At 69.3% G+C, this 14963-nt stretch carries 15 protein-coding genes and 1 tRNA gene; 5 read left to right on the forward strand and 11 right to left on the reverse strand.

Annotation, left to right across the window (positions count from 1 at the left end):
- The first annotated feature begins 19 nt into the window (after positions 1 to 19).
- Positions 20 to 1441, forward strand: coding sequence for an aminotransferase class V-fold PLP-dependent enzyme (locus tag I9P22_RS10975; protein ID WP_199259521.1), 1422 nt, complete (start codon positions 20 to 22; stop codon positions 1439 to 1441).
- Here I9P22_RS10975 and I9P22_RS10980 read toward each other — a convergent pair.
- Positions 1419 to 2117 (reverse strand): helix-turn-helix transcriptional regulator, encoded by a 699-nt coding sequence (locus I9P22_RS10980; protein ID WP_199259522.1) that lies wholly within the window; start codon positions 2115 to 2117, stop codon positions 1419 to 1421. The two genes, I9P22_RS10975 and I9P22_RS10980, sit on opposite strands and share 23 nt — an antisense overlap.
- 61 nt (positions 2118 to 2178) lie before the next feature.
- Between I9P22_RS10980 and I9P22_RS10985 the strand changes: the two genes are divergently transcribed.
- Positions 2179 to 2772, forward strand: a complete 594-nt coding sequence (locus I9P22_RS10985; protein WP_199259523.1) for a glutathione S-transferase family protein — start codon at positions 2179 to 2181, stop codon at positions 2770 to 2772.
- Here the strand turns inward: I9P22_RS10985 and I9P22_RS10990 are convergent.
- The 3 genes from I9P22_RS10990 to I9P22_RS11000 all read right to left on the reverse strand — a co-directional run bounded on the left by I9P22_RS10990 (position 2727) and on the right by I9P22_RS11000 (position 5809).
- Positions 2727 to 3659 (reverse strand): DMT family transporter, encoded by a 933-nt coding sequence (locus I9P22_RS10990; RefSeq protein ID WP_199259524.1) that lies wholly within the window; start codon positions 3657 to 3659, stop codon positions 2727 to 2729. The genes I9P22_RS10985 and I9P22_RS10990 overlap by 46 nt on opposite strands.
- Positions 3660 to 3873: 214 nt before the next feature.
- The gene (locus I9P22_RS10995) at positions 3874 to 4173 is read right to left on the reverse strand and encodes an HU family DNA-binding protein (protein WP_019352361.1); all 300 of its coding nucleotides are present in this window, start codon (positions 4171 to 4173) and stop codon (positions 3874 to 3876) included.
- A gap of 151 nt (positions 4174 to 4324) precedes the next feature.
- Complete coding sequence (locus I9P22_RS11000) at positions 4325 to 5809, reverse strand: AMP nucleosidase (RefSeq protein WP_199259525.1); 1485 nt, start codon at positions 5807 to 5809, stop codon at positions 4325 to 4327.
- Positions 5810 to 5906: 97 nt separating this feature from the next.
- Between I9P22_RS11000 and I9P22_RS11005 the strand changes: the two genes are divergently transcribed.
- Together I9P22_RS11005 and I9P22_RS11010 are read left to right on the forward strand one after the other, a co-directional pair.
- The gene (locus I9P22_RS11005; RefSeq protein ID WP_199259526.1) at positions 5907 to 6893 is read left to right on the forward strand and encodes an LLM class flavin-dependent oxidoreductase; all 987 of its coding nucleotides are present in this window, start codon (positions 5907 to 5909) and stop codon (positions 6891 to 6893) included.
- Positions 6890 to 7750: an SDR family oxidoreductase gene (locus tag I9P22_RS11010; RefSeq protein WP_199259527.1), complete on the forward strand. Its 861-nt coding sequence runs from the start codon at positions 6890 to 6892 to the stop codon at positions 7748 to 7750. The genes I9P22_RS11005 and I9P22_RS11010 overlap by 4 nt, the downstream gene beginning before the upstream one ends.
- On the opposite strand, the gene I9P22_RS11015 is transcribed toward I9P22_RS11010, so the two are convergent.
- The 7 genes from I9P22_RS11015 to dapF form a co-directional block, all read right to left on the reverse strand.
- Positions 7747 to 8367 carry a COG3650 family protein gene (locus I9P22_RS11015; protein WP_199259528.1) on the reverse strand — a complete coding sequence of 207 codons (621 nt, stop codon included), beginning with the start codon at positions 8365 to 8367 and terminating at the stop codon, positions 7747 to 7749. The two genes, I9P22_RS11010 and I9P22_RS11015, sit on opposite strands and share 4 nt — an antisense overlap.
- Positions 8368 to 8376: 9 nt before the next feature.
- Entirely contained in the window at positions 8377 to 10299 is a 1923-nt protein-coding gene (gene dxs, locus I9P22_RS11020; RefSeq protein ID WP_199259529.1) for a 1-deoxy-D-xylulose-5-phosphate synthase, read from the reverse strand.
- Positions 10300 to 10324: 25 nt separating this feature from the next.
- Positions 10325 to 11188: a polyprenyl synthetase family protein gene (locus I9P22_RS11025; RefSeq protein ID WP_199259530.1), complete on the reverse strand. Its 864-nt coding sequence runs from the start codon at positions 11186 to 11188 to the stop codon at positions 10325 to 10327.
- Positions 11188 to 11424: an exodeoxyribonuclease VII small subunit gene (locus tag I9P22_RS11030; protein ID WP_199259531.1), complete on the reverse strand. Its 237-nt coding sequence runs from the start codon at positions 11422 to 11424 to the stop codon at positions 11188 to 11190. Before I9P22_RS11030 ends, I9P22_RS11025 begins: the two co-directional genes overlap by 1 nt.
- Positions 11421 to 12338 (reverse strand): histone deacetylase family protein, encoded by a 918-nt coding sequence (locus tag I9P22_RS11035; RefSeq protein ID WP_199259532.1) that lies wholly within the window; start codon positions 12336 to 12338, stop codon positions 11421 to 11423. Before I9P22_RS11035 ends, I9P22_RS11030 begins: the two co-directional genes overlap by 4 nt.
- Before the next feature lie 160 nt (positions 12339 to 12498).
- Positions 12499 to 13752: a tRNA (N(6)-L-threonylcarbamoyladenosine(37)-C(2))-methylthiotransferase MtaB gene (gene mtaB, locus I9P22_RS11040; RefSeq protein WP_199259535.1), complete on the reverse strand. Its 1254-nt coding sequence runs from the start codon at positions 13750 to 13752 to the stop codon at positions 12499 to 12501.
- 5 nt (positions 13753 to 13757) lie between these two features.
- Positions 13758 to 14585: a diaminopimelate epimerase gene (gene dapF, locus I9P22_RS11045; protein WP_199259533.1), complete on the reverse strand. Its 828-nt coding sequence runs from the start codon at positions 14583 to 14585 to the stop codon at positions 13758 to 13760.
- A 97-nt stretch (positions 14586 to 14682) separates the two neighbouring features.
- On the opposite strand from dapF, the gene I9P22_RS11050 reads away from it, so the two are divergent.
- A tRNA-Lys gene (locus tag I9P22_RS11050) sits at positions 14683 to 14758 on the forward strand.
- Positions 14759 to 14963 lie beyond the last annotated feature (205 nt).

Consider the following 14963-nt stretch of genomic DNA (forward strand, 5'->3'; position numbering starts at 1 on the left):
TGCGGGTCAAGATGCACGCATGAAGACGAGGAAACCGATGCCGCTTTTCGACAGCTATCTTGCCCGGCTGGGCGACGACCCGATGCGGGCGATCCATGACGGCGTGATCGGCCACGACGCGATGATCGACGGACCCTTCGGGCCGCGCCGGATGATCTATGCCGATTACATCGCCTCGGGCCGGGCGCTGCGGCCGATCGAGGACTGGGTGATGGAACACGTTCTGCCCTGGTATGCCAACAGCCATACCGAGGCCAGCCATTGCGGCGGCACCATGACCCGGATGCGGCGCGCGGCGCGCGCGGCCATCGCGGATTGCACCCATGCCGGCGCCGAGCATGCGGTGATCTTCACCGGCTCGGGCGCGACGGCGGGTCTCAACAGGCTGGTGCATCTGCTGCGCGCCGGGCCGGGCACCACGGTGCTGCTGGGCCCCTATGAGCATCACTCGAACATCCTGCCCTGGCGCGAAAGCGGGGCCGAGGTCGTGACCATCCCCGAAGCCGCCACCGGCGGGCCGGACCTGGCGGCTTTGCGCGCGGCGCTGGCGCGGGCCGAGGGGCCGGTGATCGGCAGTTTCTCGGCCGCCTCGAATGTCACCGGCACGCTGACCGATGTGGCCGAGGTCACGCGCATCCTGAAGGCGGCGGGCGCGAAGGCGGTCTGGGACCATGCCGGCGGCGCGCCCTACCTGCCCATCGACATGCGGCTGGGCATGGATGCGGTGGTGCTGTCGCCGCACAAGTTCATCGGCGGGCCGGGCGCCTCGGGCGTGATGATCCTGCGCCGCGACGCGGTGCTGGCCACCCGCCCCAGCCTGCCCGGCGGCGGCACGGTGCGCTTCGTCTCGCCCGAAAGCCACGACTATGCCCTGTCGCTTGAGGCGCGCGAGGAAGGCGGCACGCCGAACGTGATCGGCGACATCCGCGCTGCGCTGGCCGTCCTGACCAAGGCCGCCGTGGGAGAGGAGCGGATCGCGGCGCGCAATGCCGAATGGCTGGCGCTGGGGATGGCGCGGCTGCGCCACCATCCGCGGATCGAACTGCTGGGCAATCCGGACGCGCCGCGCCTGCCCTTCTTCAGCTTCCGCATCCGCGACGGGCGGGGCGGATACATCCACCAGCAGCTGGCGACGCGGATGCTGTCGGATCTTTACGGCGTGCAGGCGCGCGGCGGCTGCGCCTGCGCGGGGCCTTACGTCCATCATCTGCTGGGGCTGGGGCCCGAGGACTCGGCCCGGCTGCGCGCCGCGATCCTGGCGGGCGACGAGATCGAGAAGCCGGGCTTCGTGCGGCTGAACCTGTGCTGGGCCGCGCCGCGTGCCGAGGTCGAGGCGATCCTGAACGCCGTCCGCGACCTGGCCGAGCGCGCGCCGGATCACCTGGCGCATTACCGCTGCGACCGCGCCACGGCGATCTTCACCCCGGTGGCGGCGGAGTAGCGCGGCAGGCGACATAGTCGCGCACCAGCGCCACGCGGCGCGGCCGGAAGCTTTCGCCGCCCGGCCGCATGGCCTGGATGCGCGGGATGTGAAAGGTGCGGAAATCCTGCCGCAGCCGGCAATGCGCCAGCAGCATCATGTGATTGTCGCTGTAGGACATGCCCAGAGGCCAGATCTCGCGCGTGCTGGCCCGATCCTGCAGATCCAGGTAGTCGATGACCAGGCTGCGCTCCTCCCACAGGGCCTGGCGCAGCAGCGCCATGTCCACCTGCGGACTGGGACGCTGCGCCGGTTCGCGGAACAGCCGCATGGTGGCGTGCATGGCATGGCGGCCCTGGCTTTCCGGGAGGGTGGCGATGATGCGGGCCATGGCATCCTCGCCCGCGCGGGCCAGCTCGGGATCGCCCAGCGTGCGTAGGCCCGAGATGGCGAGCAGCAGCGCCTCGATCTCCAGCCGCGAGAAGCTTTGCGGCGGCAGGGCCGGATCCTCGGTCAGCGTGTAGCCCAGCCCCGCCTCGCCGTCGATCAGCGCGCCACCGGCGCGCAGCGTGGCGATGTCGCGATAAAGCTGGCGGGTCGAGACGCCGGTCTCCCCGGCCAGCCGCGCGGCAGTCACCGGCGCGGGCAGCCGGCGCATGGCGTCCATCAGGCGCATCAGCCGGTCGGTGCGGGACATGCTGTCACCTTCTGTCAGGGGCCCGGCACCATCATGCCCCAAAGAACCCAAGGAGGCCAAGATGCTGACCCTCTACCACGCCCCGAAAAGCCGCTCCTCCAGCGTGATCGCGCTGCTGCACGAGCTTGGAATCCTCGACAGGATCCACATCCGCGAAGTCACGATCCCGCGCCAGGACGGCTCGGGCGGCCATGATCCGGCCAACCCGCATCCCGAGGGCAAGGTGCCCTACCTGGTCAATGGCGAGGATTGGGTGCGCGAACGCGGCGCCATCATGCTTTACCTGACCGACCTGTTCCCCGAGGCGGGGCTGGGCCCGCTGCCCGGCGATCCGAAGCGGGGCCAGTATTTGAGCTGGCTCAGCTGGTATCAGGGCGTGCTGGAGCCGGTGGCGATCCTGAACTTCTTCAAGATAGAACACCCGGCGCTGATGGCGACCTTCCGCGACTACGACACCGCCATCCAGAGGCTGGACGAGGTGCTGGCCAGGCAGCCCTGGCTGCTGGGCGACAAATTCTCGGCGGCGGACCTGCTGATCGCCTCGCCCTTCCTGTTCTTCGGCGAAGGGATGCCGCGCCCGCTCGCCATCGACGACTGGGCGCAGCGGATTCAGTCGCGCCCCTCGATGGCCGCGGCGCGGGATTTCGACGGCTGAGGCGCCCGGCCGGGCAGGGCGCCGGGAATCCGCGCCAGCTGCACCATCAGGATGCCGGCGGCGACGATCAGCGCCCCCAGCATGTCCGACAGGCCGAAGCGCTCGCCCAGCATGGCGGCGGCGATGGCGACGCCGAAGATCGGCGACAGGAAATGGAAAGTTGCCGCCCGCACTGCGCCGATGCGGTTGACCAGCAGGAACCACAGCCAGGTCGCGCCGATGCCCGGCGCGGCCACGGTGTAAAGAAAGGCCCAGACCAGGCCGAAGCTCCACGCGACCGGGCGGCCCCATTCCATCGCCGCGGCCGGGACCAGCAGCGCCAGCGCCCCCACCGCCATCTGCAGGCCGACGATCATCATCATGTTGCGGCTGCCGCCGGCGCCGCGCGCCGCCAGGGTGGCGACGGTCAGCGCCACCACCGCGACCAGGCACATGACCAGGCCGGGAACGTCCAGCCCGTGCTGCAGCCGCACGCCCATGATCAGGGTGACGCCGACGATGCCGGCGACCAGCCCGGCCACGGCGACGGGGCGCAGCTTTTCGCCATGGATCAGCCAGCCCAGGAAGGCGACCAGCAGCGGCATCATCGAGGCGATGATCGAGGCGGCCGAGGCCTCGACATGCTGCATGGCGATCCAGTTGAGCCCCAGGTAAAGCGCGTTCTGGCACAGGCCGAAGACGATGACGGTGCGCCATTCGGCCCGGCTGAGCCGCCAGCTCTGCCCCATCGCCCAGGCCAGCGGAATCGCCACCAGCGCCGACAGCGCGAAGCGGATGACCAGCGCGGTCAGCGGCGGCGCGGCCAGCACGATGATCCGCGTCGTGGTGAAGGCCGAGGCCCAGACCACCGCGAAGCCGAAGCCCATCAGGATGGCTCTGAAATCCATGGCGCGCCCCCTCCCTTGTCACGCCAAGGCCTAGCAGACCCCGCCGCGGGCGCAACCCAGGGCTCTCCTTCCTTGCCCAAATACCCGCGCGGCAGCGAGGTTGCGCGGCCGTGCGGGTATTCGCGGAACGGTGAGAAGGCGCGGCGCGCCGGCCGCGAAACGAAGAAGGGCCGCGCATCGCCTGCGCGGCCCCTCCTGGCACGAGCGCCTGGGATCAGGCGTTCACGCTGTCTTTCAGCGCCTTGGCGATGGTGACCTTGACCACCTTGTCGGCGGGCTTCGTCATCATTTCCTGGGTCTGCGGGTTGCGGACCTGACGCTCGGGGCGGGCGCGGCAGGCGACCTTGCCGATGCCCGGCAGGGTGACGGCGCCACCTTCGGCAACAGTGCGCGACACGACAGCCGAGAGCGCGTCAAGAGCCGCGGCGGCGGTTTTCTTGTCGCTGCCCATTTCATCGGCCAGCGTGGCGACGAGCTGAGTCTTGGTCATCGGTTTCGAAGCGGCCTGGGCCATGTTCTGTCTCCTCGTTGTTCCCCGTTCGGGAAATTTTCGGACGCCACCTTGGCGGCACGAAAGCCGCTACACAAGCTTTTTGCGCGCAGTTCAAGCTTTTTCCTTTGTTTTCGCGGATCGGACGCAGCGAAAACGTCCCGAAACCGTCTTGTCAGAGGAAAGCCGTCTCGTTGAAGGACCGCAACTTGCGCGAGTGGATGCGTTCCAGGGGTGTCGCGCGCAGCTTTTCCATGGCGCGGATGCCGATCAGCAGGTGGTTGGCAACCTGGGTGCGATAGAAATCCGTGGCCATGCCGGGCAGCTTCAGCTCGCCATGCAGCGGCTTGTCCGAGACGCAAAGCAGCGTGCCATAGGGCACCCGGAAGCGGAAGCCGTTCGCGGCGATGGTGGCGCTTTCCATGTCCAGCGCGATGGCGCGCGATTGCGACAGGCGCTGCACCGGGCCGGACTGGTCGCGCAGTTCCCAGTTGCGGTTGTCGATGGTGGCGACGGTGCCGGTGCGCATGATGCGCTTCAGCTCATAGCCGTCCAGCCGGGTGACCTCGGCCACCGCCTCCTGCAGGGCGACCTGCACCTCGGCCAGGGCCGGGATCGGCACCCAGACCGGCAGGTCGTCATCGAGCACGTGATCCTCGCGCAGATAGGCATGGGCAAGCACGAAATCGCCCAGCGACTGCGAATTGCGCAGCCCCGCGCAATGGCCGACCATCAGCCAGGCATGCGGGCGCAGCACGGCGATATGGTCGGTCGCGGTCTTGGCGTTGGACGGCCCGACGCCGATATTGACCAGGGTGATGCCGTCGCCGTCCGGGCGCTTGAGGTGATAGGCCGGCATCTGCGGCATCTTGGCGCCGGTGGCGATGATGTCCTCGGCACGTTCCAGCACCTGGTTTCCGGGCGCGACGAATTCGGTATAGCCAGAATGCGGATCGGCCAGCGCGCGGCGGGCGAAGGCCTCGAACTCGTCCACATAGAACTGGTAGTTGGTGAACATCACGAAATTCTGGAAATGCTCGGGCAGGGTCGCGGTGTAATGCGACAGCCGCGCCAGCGAGTAGTCCACCCGCTGCGCCGTGAAGGGCGCCAGCGGCTGGCTGCCGTCCGGGTTCGGCCCCGCGGTGCCGTTCACGATGTCGTCGTTCATCGTGTTCAGGTCCGGCACGTCGAAAACGTCGCGCAGCGAATAGTTCAGCACACCTTCCTGCGGCACGTTCAGGTCGCTTTGCGTCGCCACGGCGAAATGCACCGGCATCGGCGTGTCGCTGTCCGAGACCGAGACCGCGACGCCGTGGTTCTTCATCAGCAGCCCGATCTGTTCGGTCAGGTAGCCGCGGAACAGGTCCGGCCGGGTGATCGAGGTGGAATAGGTTCCGGGCAGCGCCACGTGGCCGAAGGACAGCCGCGAATCCGTCTTGGAATGGACCGGCACGGTCAGCCGCAACTCGGGGTAGAACGCGCGATACCGCGCCTGCGGCCGGTTGCCCTGCAGCGTGGCAAGGAATCGGTCCAGCAGGAAATGCGAGGCGCGCTCGTAAAGTTCGACCAGCCGCGCCACGGCGGCGGCCGGATCGTCGAAATGGACCTGCTCGGCGGGCTCGGGCGTCTCGATGGGAAGTCTCCGGCTGTCGGTCAACATGCGCATTCTCCAGTTTCGCCGGAGAGTGCCAGCGCCGCCGCGGGCTGGCAAGCCGGCAGCGCAGGCCCTATCTGACAGGGGCAAAGGAGTGATCCGCATGGAATTTTCCATTCTCGACCTGGCAGTGGTGGCCGAAGGCTCGGACGCGCGCCGGGCCATCGCCAATTCCGTCGCGCTGGCGCAGGCCGCCGAGGGCTGGGGCTACAGCCGTTTCTGGCTGGCCGAGCATCACAACATGCCCGGCATCGCCAGCGCCGCGACGGCGGTGCTGATCGGCCATGTCGCCGATCATACGCAAACCATCCGCGTCGGCGCCGGCGGCGTCATGCTGCCGAACCACGCGCCCCTGGCCATTGCCGAGCAATTCGGCACCTTGGCGACGATCCACAGCGACCGCATCGACCTGGGGCTGGGCCGCGCGCCGGGCGGCGACGGGGCGGTCATGCACGCGCTGCGCCGCTCGATGCAGCGCAACGAGGATTTCCCCAACGACGTGGTCGAGCTGCTGCGCTATCTGGGCTCGCCGCGCCCCGGTGCCCCGGTCGCGGCCCATCCGGGCGAAGGCACGAACGTGCCGGTCTGGATCCTCGGCTCGTCGCTCTATGGCGCCAGCCTCGCCGCCGTGCTGGGCCTGCCCTATGCCTTCGCCAGCCATTTCGCGCCCGGCGACCTGGACCAGGCCGCGCAGCTTTACCGCGAGCGTTTCGAGCCGACCGAATTCGGCCAGAAGCCGCGCTTCATGCTGGCGGTGAACGTCATCGCCGCCGAGACCGATGCCGAGGCGCAGCGGCTGCGCACCAGCCAGATGATCAGCTTCGCCCGGCTGCGCACCGGCATGCCCGGCCTGCTGCCCCCGCCGGTCGACGACATCCATGAGGCAGTGCCGGCGCATATCCTGCCCACCGTCGAGCAGGCGCTGTCGGTCAGCGCGGTGGGCGCGCCGGCGACCGTGGCGGCCCGGCTCGAGGAACTGATCGCCCGTTACCGGCCCGACGAGCTGATCCTGGTCGGCAATATCCACGACCAGGCGGCGCGGCATCGCAGCTTCGCCATCGCGGCCGAGATCCTGCGGGGGCGGGCATGAGGATGCTAGTCTTCGGCCACGGCTATTCCGCCGGTTTCCTGACGCCCTTGCTGCTGGCCGAGGGCTGGCAGGTCGCCGGCACCACCCGCGCCGATACCGCCCGCATCGCCGCTGCCGGCGCCGAGCCGCTGATCTGGCCGGGCGACGATGCGGCGGTCCGACAGGCCGTTGCCGGGGCCGATGCGATCCTGGTCTCGGTGGCGCCGGAGCGGGGCGCGGACCCGGTGCTGGCGGGTTTCGGCGCCGAGATCGCGGCCGCGCGGCCGCGCTGGCTGGGCTATCTGTCCACCACCGGGGTCTATGGCGACCACGAGGGCGGCTGGGTGGACGAGGACACGCCCCTGACCCCCTCGACCCGCCGCGGGCATGAGCGCGTCGCGGCCGAGCAGGGCTGGCAGCGGCTGGCGGCGGAACACGGCCTGCCGCTGCATGTCTTCCGCCTGGCCGGGATCTACGGGCCCGGGCGCGGCCCCTTTGCCAAGGTCCGGGCGGGCACGGCGCGGCGCATCGTCAAGCCGGGCCAGGTGTTTTCGCGCATCCATGCCGAGGATATCGCGCGGGTGCTGCTGGCCTCGATCAAGGCACCGCGCCCCGGCGCGATCTACAATGTCTGCGACGACGATCCGGCACCGCCCGAAGCGGTGATCGGCCATGCCGCGTCACTGCTGGGCCTGCCGCTGCCCCCGGCCGAGGATTACGCCAGCGCCGAGATGACGCCGATGGCGCGCAGCTTCTATGCCGAGAACAAGCGTGTTTCGAACACCCGCATCAAGCACGAACTGGGCGTGACGCTGCGCTATCCCGATTACCGCGCCGGCCTTGCGGCGCTGGCCCGGGCCGAGGGCATCCCGGTCTAGGGCGCGATCGAGCAGCAGCCGGTCAGCATCCGCGACGGCTGTTCCTGCCCGTCCAGGATCACCGTCGCCTCCAGCGCATGGGCGCGGTCCGACATGCCGTCCGAACATTGTTCGGGCTGGATCACCGCGGTCAGCCGGCCCTTGTCGTCGCCGGCGATGATGCCGCGCATCGGCTCGCCCTCGATGCCGCGGTCCATAACCTTGCGCAGCGACAGCGGGCGCTCGGGCTGGTCGGGTTCGCTGAAGACCAGCCCCTTCTCGACGGTCTTGAAGGACCAGAACGGCTCGGTGCCGCCGCAGCTCAGCGTCAGCGGCAGCTCGGCCGGCTTCCAGGCCGAGGCCTGCGGCTTGAGGAAGCGCAGCGCCACCCAGCCCGAGGTCTCGCCGACATTGACCCGGCCCCATTTGCCCGAGGCGTCGCGGTCCAGAAGCTCGATCCCCTTGGCGGTCGAGGCCAGCTTGCCGATGACCTTGGCCTTGCCGTCCGGCGCTGCGCGCACGTTCAGCGTGTCCCAGGTCTCGACCACGGTGACGTCGAACAGGTTCGGCACATAGTCGTCGGCCATCGCCGTGACCGGGAACGCCAGCACGAGGCCGGCCATGAGGATACGCAGCATTGTCACCTCTCAGGCGCGTTTGGCCAGCGCCACGCCAAGGACGTCCAGCACCTTGGCCTCGATGTCTTGGGCGGACATGCGGGCGTCGCGATACATGGCCTCGGGGCTGGCATGATCGATGAATGTATCGGGCAGGACCATCTGACGGAAGCGCAGACCGCCGTCGAAAACCCCTTCATCGGCAAGAAGTTGCGCGACGAGCGACCCGAAGCCGCCGACCGCGCCCTCCTCGATGGTGATCAGCGCCTCATGCGTGCGCGCGAGGCGCAGGATCAGCTCGCGGTCGAGGGGCTTGGCGAAGCGGGCATCGACCACGGTGGGCGTGATGCCGCGCGCCAGCAGCGCCTCGCGCGCGCGCATGACTTCGGCCAGGCGGGTGCCCAGCGACAGGATGGCGACGCGCTTGCCCTCGGCGATCACGCGGGCCTTGCCGATCTCCAGCGGCTGGCCGCGCTCGGGCATCTCCACGCCCATGCCCTCGCCCCTGGGATAGCGGAAGGCGATGGGGCCTTCGTCATGGGCCGCGGCGGTGGCGACCATATGCGCCAACTCCGCCTCGTCGGCGGCGGCCATGACCACGAAGCCGGGCAGGTTGGCCAGGAAGGCAATGTCATAGGCCCCGGCATGGGTCGCGCCATCGGCGCCGACCAGACCGGCGCGGTCGATGGCGAAGCGGACCGGCAGGCGCTGGATCGCCACGTCATGCACCACCTGGTCGTAGCCGCGCTGCAGGAAGGTCGAATAGAGCGCGCAGAAGGGCTTCATCCCCCCCGCCGCCAGCCCGGCGGCAAAGGTCACCGCATGCTGCTCGGCAATGCCCACGTCGAAGCAGCGGCGCGGAAAGCGCTCGGCGAACAGGTTCAGCCCGGTGCCGTCCGGCATGGCGGCGGTGACGGCGACGATCTTGTCGTCGCGGCTGGCCTGATCGACCAGGGCCCGGGCAAAGACCGAGGTATAGCTGGGTGCGTTCGACTTGGCCTTGGCCTGCGTTCCGGTCGCCACGTCGAATTTCGCCGTGGCATGGCCCTTGTCGGCGGCGCGCTCGGCCGGGCCGTAGCCCTTGCCCTTGCGGGTCACGGCATGGATCAGCACCGGCCCGTCGGCCCGCGCCTTGACCGTGCGCAGAAGCGGCAGAAGCTGGTCAAGGTCGTGGCCGTCGACCGGGCCGATATAGAAAAAGCCCAGCTCCTCGAAGAGGGTGCCGCCGACGGTCATGCCCTTGAGCATCTCCTTGGCCCGTCGCGCCCCCTCTTGCAGCGAGGGCGGCAGGAAGCCCACGGCGCCCTTGGCCACGGCCTTCAGGTCCTGGAACGGCCCCTCGGCGTAAAGCCGGGTCAGATAGCGCGACAGCGCCCCGGTGGGCGGCGCGATGGACATCTCGTTGTCGTTCAGCACCACGAACAACCGCTTGTCCAGGTCGCCTGCGTTGTTCAGCGCCTCGAAGGCCATGCCCGCGCTCATCGCGCCGTCGCCGATCACCGCGATGGCGTCGCCCGGATCGCCGCCGAGTTCCCGTGCCATGGCGAAACCCAGCGCCGCGCTGATCGAGGTGGACGAATGCCCGGCCCCGAACGGATCATAGGGGCTTTCGGAACGCTTGGTGAAGCCGGAAAGGCCATTCTCCATCCGCAGCGTGCGGATGCGGTCGCGGCGCCCGGTCAGGATCTTGTGCGGATAGCACTGATGGCCGACATCCCAGATGATCTTGTCGCGCGGCGCGTCGAAGACCGCGTGCAGCGCCACGGTCAGCTCGACCACGCCCAGCCCGGCGCCCAGATGACCGCCGGTGACGGAAACGGCGCTGATCGTCTCGGCCCGCAATTCCTCGGCAAGTTGCCGCAATTCGCGGTCCGTCAGATCCTTGAGATCGGACGGCACCCGCACCCGGTCCAGCAAGGGGGTCGAGGGGCGGTCGTTCTGGTCTTGGGTCATGGCTTGCCCCTCTCCGGGCGGGCTGTCAGGCGTCGCGTTCGATAACGAAACGCGCAAGCTGCCGCAAGTTTCCTGCATCCTCGCCATAGGGCTCCAGCGCCGATTCGGCGGCGCGGGCCAGCTTGCGGGCCTTGTCCTGCGCCCCTTCCAGACCCAGCAGCGACACGAAGGTCGCCTTGTTCGCCGCGCCGTCCTTGCGGGTGCGCTTGCCGGTCTCGGCCTCGTCGCCGGTCACGTCCAGGATGTCGTCCTGCATCTGGAAGGCCAGGCCCAGGTTGCGGGCATATTCCGCCAGCGGGCCGGGATCCTCGCCGGCCATGACCGCGCCGGCGGTGGCGGCGAACTGGATCAGCGCCCCGGTCTTGGCGCTTTGCAGCCGCTTGATGGCGACGATGTCCAGCGGCTCGATGGCGGTCTCGGCGGCGATGTCCAGCGCCTGACCCCAGACCATGCCGCGCCCGCCCACCGCTTCGGAAAAGCCGCGGATCAGCGCCAGCCGCATCTCGGCCGCGCCGATCTGCGGATCGGTCAGCAGGCCGAAGGCCAGGCTTTGCAGCGCGTCGCCGGCCAGGATGGCGGTCGCCTCGGACCATTGCACATGCACGGTGGGCAGGCCGCGGCGCAGGTCGTCGTCGTCCATCGACGGCAGGTCGTCATGGACCAGGCTATAGGCGTGCAGCGCCTCGACCGCGGTGGCGACCGGCAGCGATTCCCGGTCGCGCAAGCCGAACAGCCGCGCCGATTCCATCACCAGGAAGGCGCGGATGCGCTTGCCGCCGATGCAGGCATAGCGCATCGCATCGGCCAGCTCGCCCGAGGGCAGATTCGCCATGGCCTCTTCCAGCGCGGCCTGCACCTGCGCCTTCACGTCCTCGAGGCGGTCCTGCATCACAGGCCCTCGACCGGGGCGGTCCCGCCGGGCTGGCCATTGGCGGCCAGGGTGATCTTTTCCACCCGCTCCTCGGCCTCGCGCAGGCGCTTGTCGCAATGCGCGCGCAAGGCCGCGCCGCGCTCGTAAAGCTTGATCGATTCCTCCAGCGTCGCCTCGCCGTGCTCCAGCCGGCCGACCGTCGCCTCAAGCTCTTTCATCGCCTCCTCGAAGGACATGTTCTCGATCTCGGTCACGCCGCAGTCTCCCTCAGCACATCGACATGGGCGCGCGCCGAGCGGCCCAGAGCGGCGAGATCATAGCCGCCTTCCAGCGCCGATACCACCGGGGCCGAACAGGTGGCCGCGGCGTCGCAGATCATCCGGGTGATGGCGGTGAAATCCGCCTCGTCCCAGGCCAGCGCCGCCAGCGGGTCGTCGGCATGGGCGTCGAACCCGGCCGAGACCAGCACCAGCTGCGGCCGCCAGGCCTCGACCCGGGCGCAGAGCTGCTGCCAGACGGCGCGGGCCTGCGCGCCGCCGCTGCCCGGTGCCAGCGGCACGTTCACGACCTGCCCATGCGCGCCGCATTCGCCGGGCGCGCCGGTGCCCGGATAAAGCGGCACCTGATGGGTCGAGGCGAACAGCGCCCGCTTCTCCTCCCACAGCACGTCCTGGGTGCCGTTGCCGTGATGCACGTCGAAGTCCAGCACCGCCACCCGGTCCAGCCCGTGATGGTCCAGCGCCCGCAGGGCGGCGATGGCGACCGAGGACAGGATGCAGAATCCCATGGCTTTCATGCGCTCGGCATGATGGCCCGGCGGGCGCATGGCGACGAAGGCATTGGGCGCCTCGCCGGCCAGCACTGCATCGACCGCGGCGCAGACCCCGCCGACCGCATGGCGCGCCGCTGCCAGGCTGTCCGGCGACAGATAGGTGTCGGAATCGAGCATGGCCCAGCCCTCGGCCGGCGATTTCCGGCGCAGCCCGGACAGGTATTCCGGCGGATGGGCGCGCAGGATGTCCGCCTCGGCCGCTTCCGGTGCCTCGCGCCGGACCAGGTCGAGTCCCTCCAATGCGCCCAGGACAGCATCCAGCCGCGCCACCTGTTCGGGATGGCTGGGCGGCGTCACATGCGAGTGCCCCGAAGGATGCGTATAAAGCAAGGTCATCGCCCCAAGGATTATGGGCAGCCCCGCAATACGGCAAGCCAATCTTGCGCGACCTGCCCGGCCCCATAGCGACGAGCCCGCCGGAAACCCCGTCTTTCTCCGTTCTACAAATACTCTCGGGGGTCCGGGGGCAGACAGCCCCCGGCGCAACGGCAAGGGATCAGGCCGTCAGCCGCTGCCCGTCATGGCCGGCGATGCGCAGCTCCATCAGCGTGCCCTCGGGCATGTCGCGGTCGAAGGCCACTTCGGTGAAATGCTCGGTGCGGCCCAGCCGCGGCCCCTCGGTCAGCACCATGCGCGTCTCTCCGACCTGCGCGGCCAGATGCCGGGCCAGCGCCGCATCGCCCGCAGCGCGCAGCCGGGCGGCGCGCTCCCTGATCGCCGGCCCCGGCACGCGCGGCATCCGTGCCGCCGGCGTGCCCTTCCTGGCCGAATAGGGGAAGACATGCAGGAAGGTCAGGCCGCAATCCTCGACCAGCTTCAGGCTGTTGTCGAACATCGCCTCGGTCTCGGTCGGGAAGCCGGCAATGATGTCGGCACCGAAGACGATTCCCGGCCGCAGCTTGCGGGCATCCTCGCAGAAGCGGATGGCGTCGTCGCGCAGGTGCCGGCGCTTCATCCGCTTCAGGATCATGTCGTCGCCGGCCTGAAGCGACAGGTGCAGATGCGGCATCAGCCGCGGCTCGCTGGCAATGGCCAGCATCAGGCTCTCGTCGGCCTCGATCGAATCGATCGAGCTGATCCGCAGCCGCGGCAGGTCCGGCACCAGCCGCAGGATGCGCATGACCAGGTCGCCCAGCCGCGGCGTTCCCGGCAGGTCGGCGCCCCACGAGGTCAGGTCCACCCCGGTCAGCACCACCTCGTTGAAGCCGCGATCCCGCAGCCGCTTGATCTGGTCCACGACCACGCCCGCCGGTACCGAACGCGAATTGCCGCGGCCATAGGGGATGATGCAGAAGGTGCAGCGGTGGTCGCAGCCGTTCTGCACCTGCACATAGGCGCGGTGCCGGCCGAAGCCGTCGATCAGGTGGCCGGCGGTTTCCCTGACCGACATGATGTCGTCGACCTGCACCCGCTCGGTCTCGCCGATCAGGTCGGGGGCCTGCATGGCGGCCCAGGTGGCGGGCTGCATCTTTTCGTGGTTGCCGATGACGCGGCTGACCTCGGCCATGGCGGCAAAGGTCTCGGGCTCGGTCTGCGCCGCGCAGCCCGTGACGATGACCGGGGCGCCGGGGTTCTCGCGCGCCAGCCGCCGGATCTCCTGCCGGGCCTTGCGCACCGCCTCGGCCGTCACCGCGCAGGTGTTCACGATCACCGCGCCCTGCAGCCCGGCGGCCTCGGCCATCTCGCGCATCGCCTCGGTCTCATAGGCGTTCAGCCGGCAGCCGAGGGTCGCGAACACGGGCGCCTTCAGGTCCTTCATCCGCGCCAGACCCCGTCGAAGACATGCGCGGTCGGGCCGGTCATCCAGACCCCGTCCGCGCGCCAGTCGATTTCCAGTGTGCCGCCCGGCACATGCACCGTGACCCGCCGCCCGGTCAGCCCGCGCCGCGCCGCCGCGACCACCGCCGCGCAGGAGCACGAACCCGAGGCCAGCGTGACGCCGGTGCCGCGTTCCCAGATGCGCAGCACGATCTCGCTGTCCGAGACGACCTGCACGACCTCGACATTGGTGCGCTGCGGATAAAGCGGGTGATGCTCATGCGCCGGGCCGAAGCGTTCCAGCTCTACCGCCGCCGCATCGGGGACGAAGAAGGTCATGTGCGGATTGCCCATGCCGGTCGCCACCGGATCGCCCACGATCGGCAGATGCAGGGTGTCGACATCCTCGGCCAGCGGAATCCGTTCCCAGTCGAGCACCGGCGCGCCCATGTTCACCCGCGTCAGCCGGTTCCCGGCATCCTCGGCCGCCAGCAGGGCATGGTCGGTCGCCAGCCGCAGCGCCGAGGCGCCGGTCTCGTCCATCAGGAAGCGGGCGACGCAGCGCGTGGCATTGCCGCAAGCGGCCGAGAGCGAGCCGTCGGCGTTGAAGAACACCAGCCGCGCATCGGCATTCTCGCCGGGCAGGATGACGGCCATCTGGTCGAAGCCGACGCCGCGATGGCGGTCGGCGATGGCGGCCACGGTCGCGGCATCCGGCAGCGCGCCGGTCCGGCGGCCGTCGATGACCACGAAGTCATTGCCGAGTCCATGCATCTTCATGAAGGGCAGAGGGGCGCTCTGGCCGGGGTTTCGCTGCTGTTCCATGGCGGTGACATACTCCTGCCGGAAAGATTCTGCCAGAGGCGGCAATTTTTCCGCTTGACCCTGTCAGCCGCCGACCGTAGTTAGCCCCCCGTGCGATGGGCCCGTAGCTCAGTTGGTAGAGCAACTGACTTTTAATCAGTGGGTCACAGGTTCGAATCCTGTCGGGCTCACCACTGAACCTCCTTACATGACAAGCGGTTAGACCAAACTGCCTGCGAGGCGATTTCGGCGCTAACAAACCCCTGGGGGACACATGGGGGACAATTCGAAGCCGCTCAGGACTTCGGTAAGGGGTCGCCCCAGTCAAGCGGTTTTGCGCATAGGGGATGTGCCGCCGGAGCGCGCGGCCTTGTTCTTTGATCAAGTGATCTGCTTCCC

Origin of the sequence: Paracoccus binzhouensis (assembly GCF_016446475.1) — a bacterium.
Classification (GTDB): domain Bacteria; phylum Pseudomonadota; class Alphaproteobacteria; order Rhodobacterales; family Rhodobacteraceae; genus Paracoccus; species Paracoccus binzhouensis.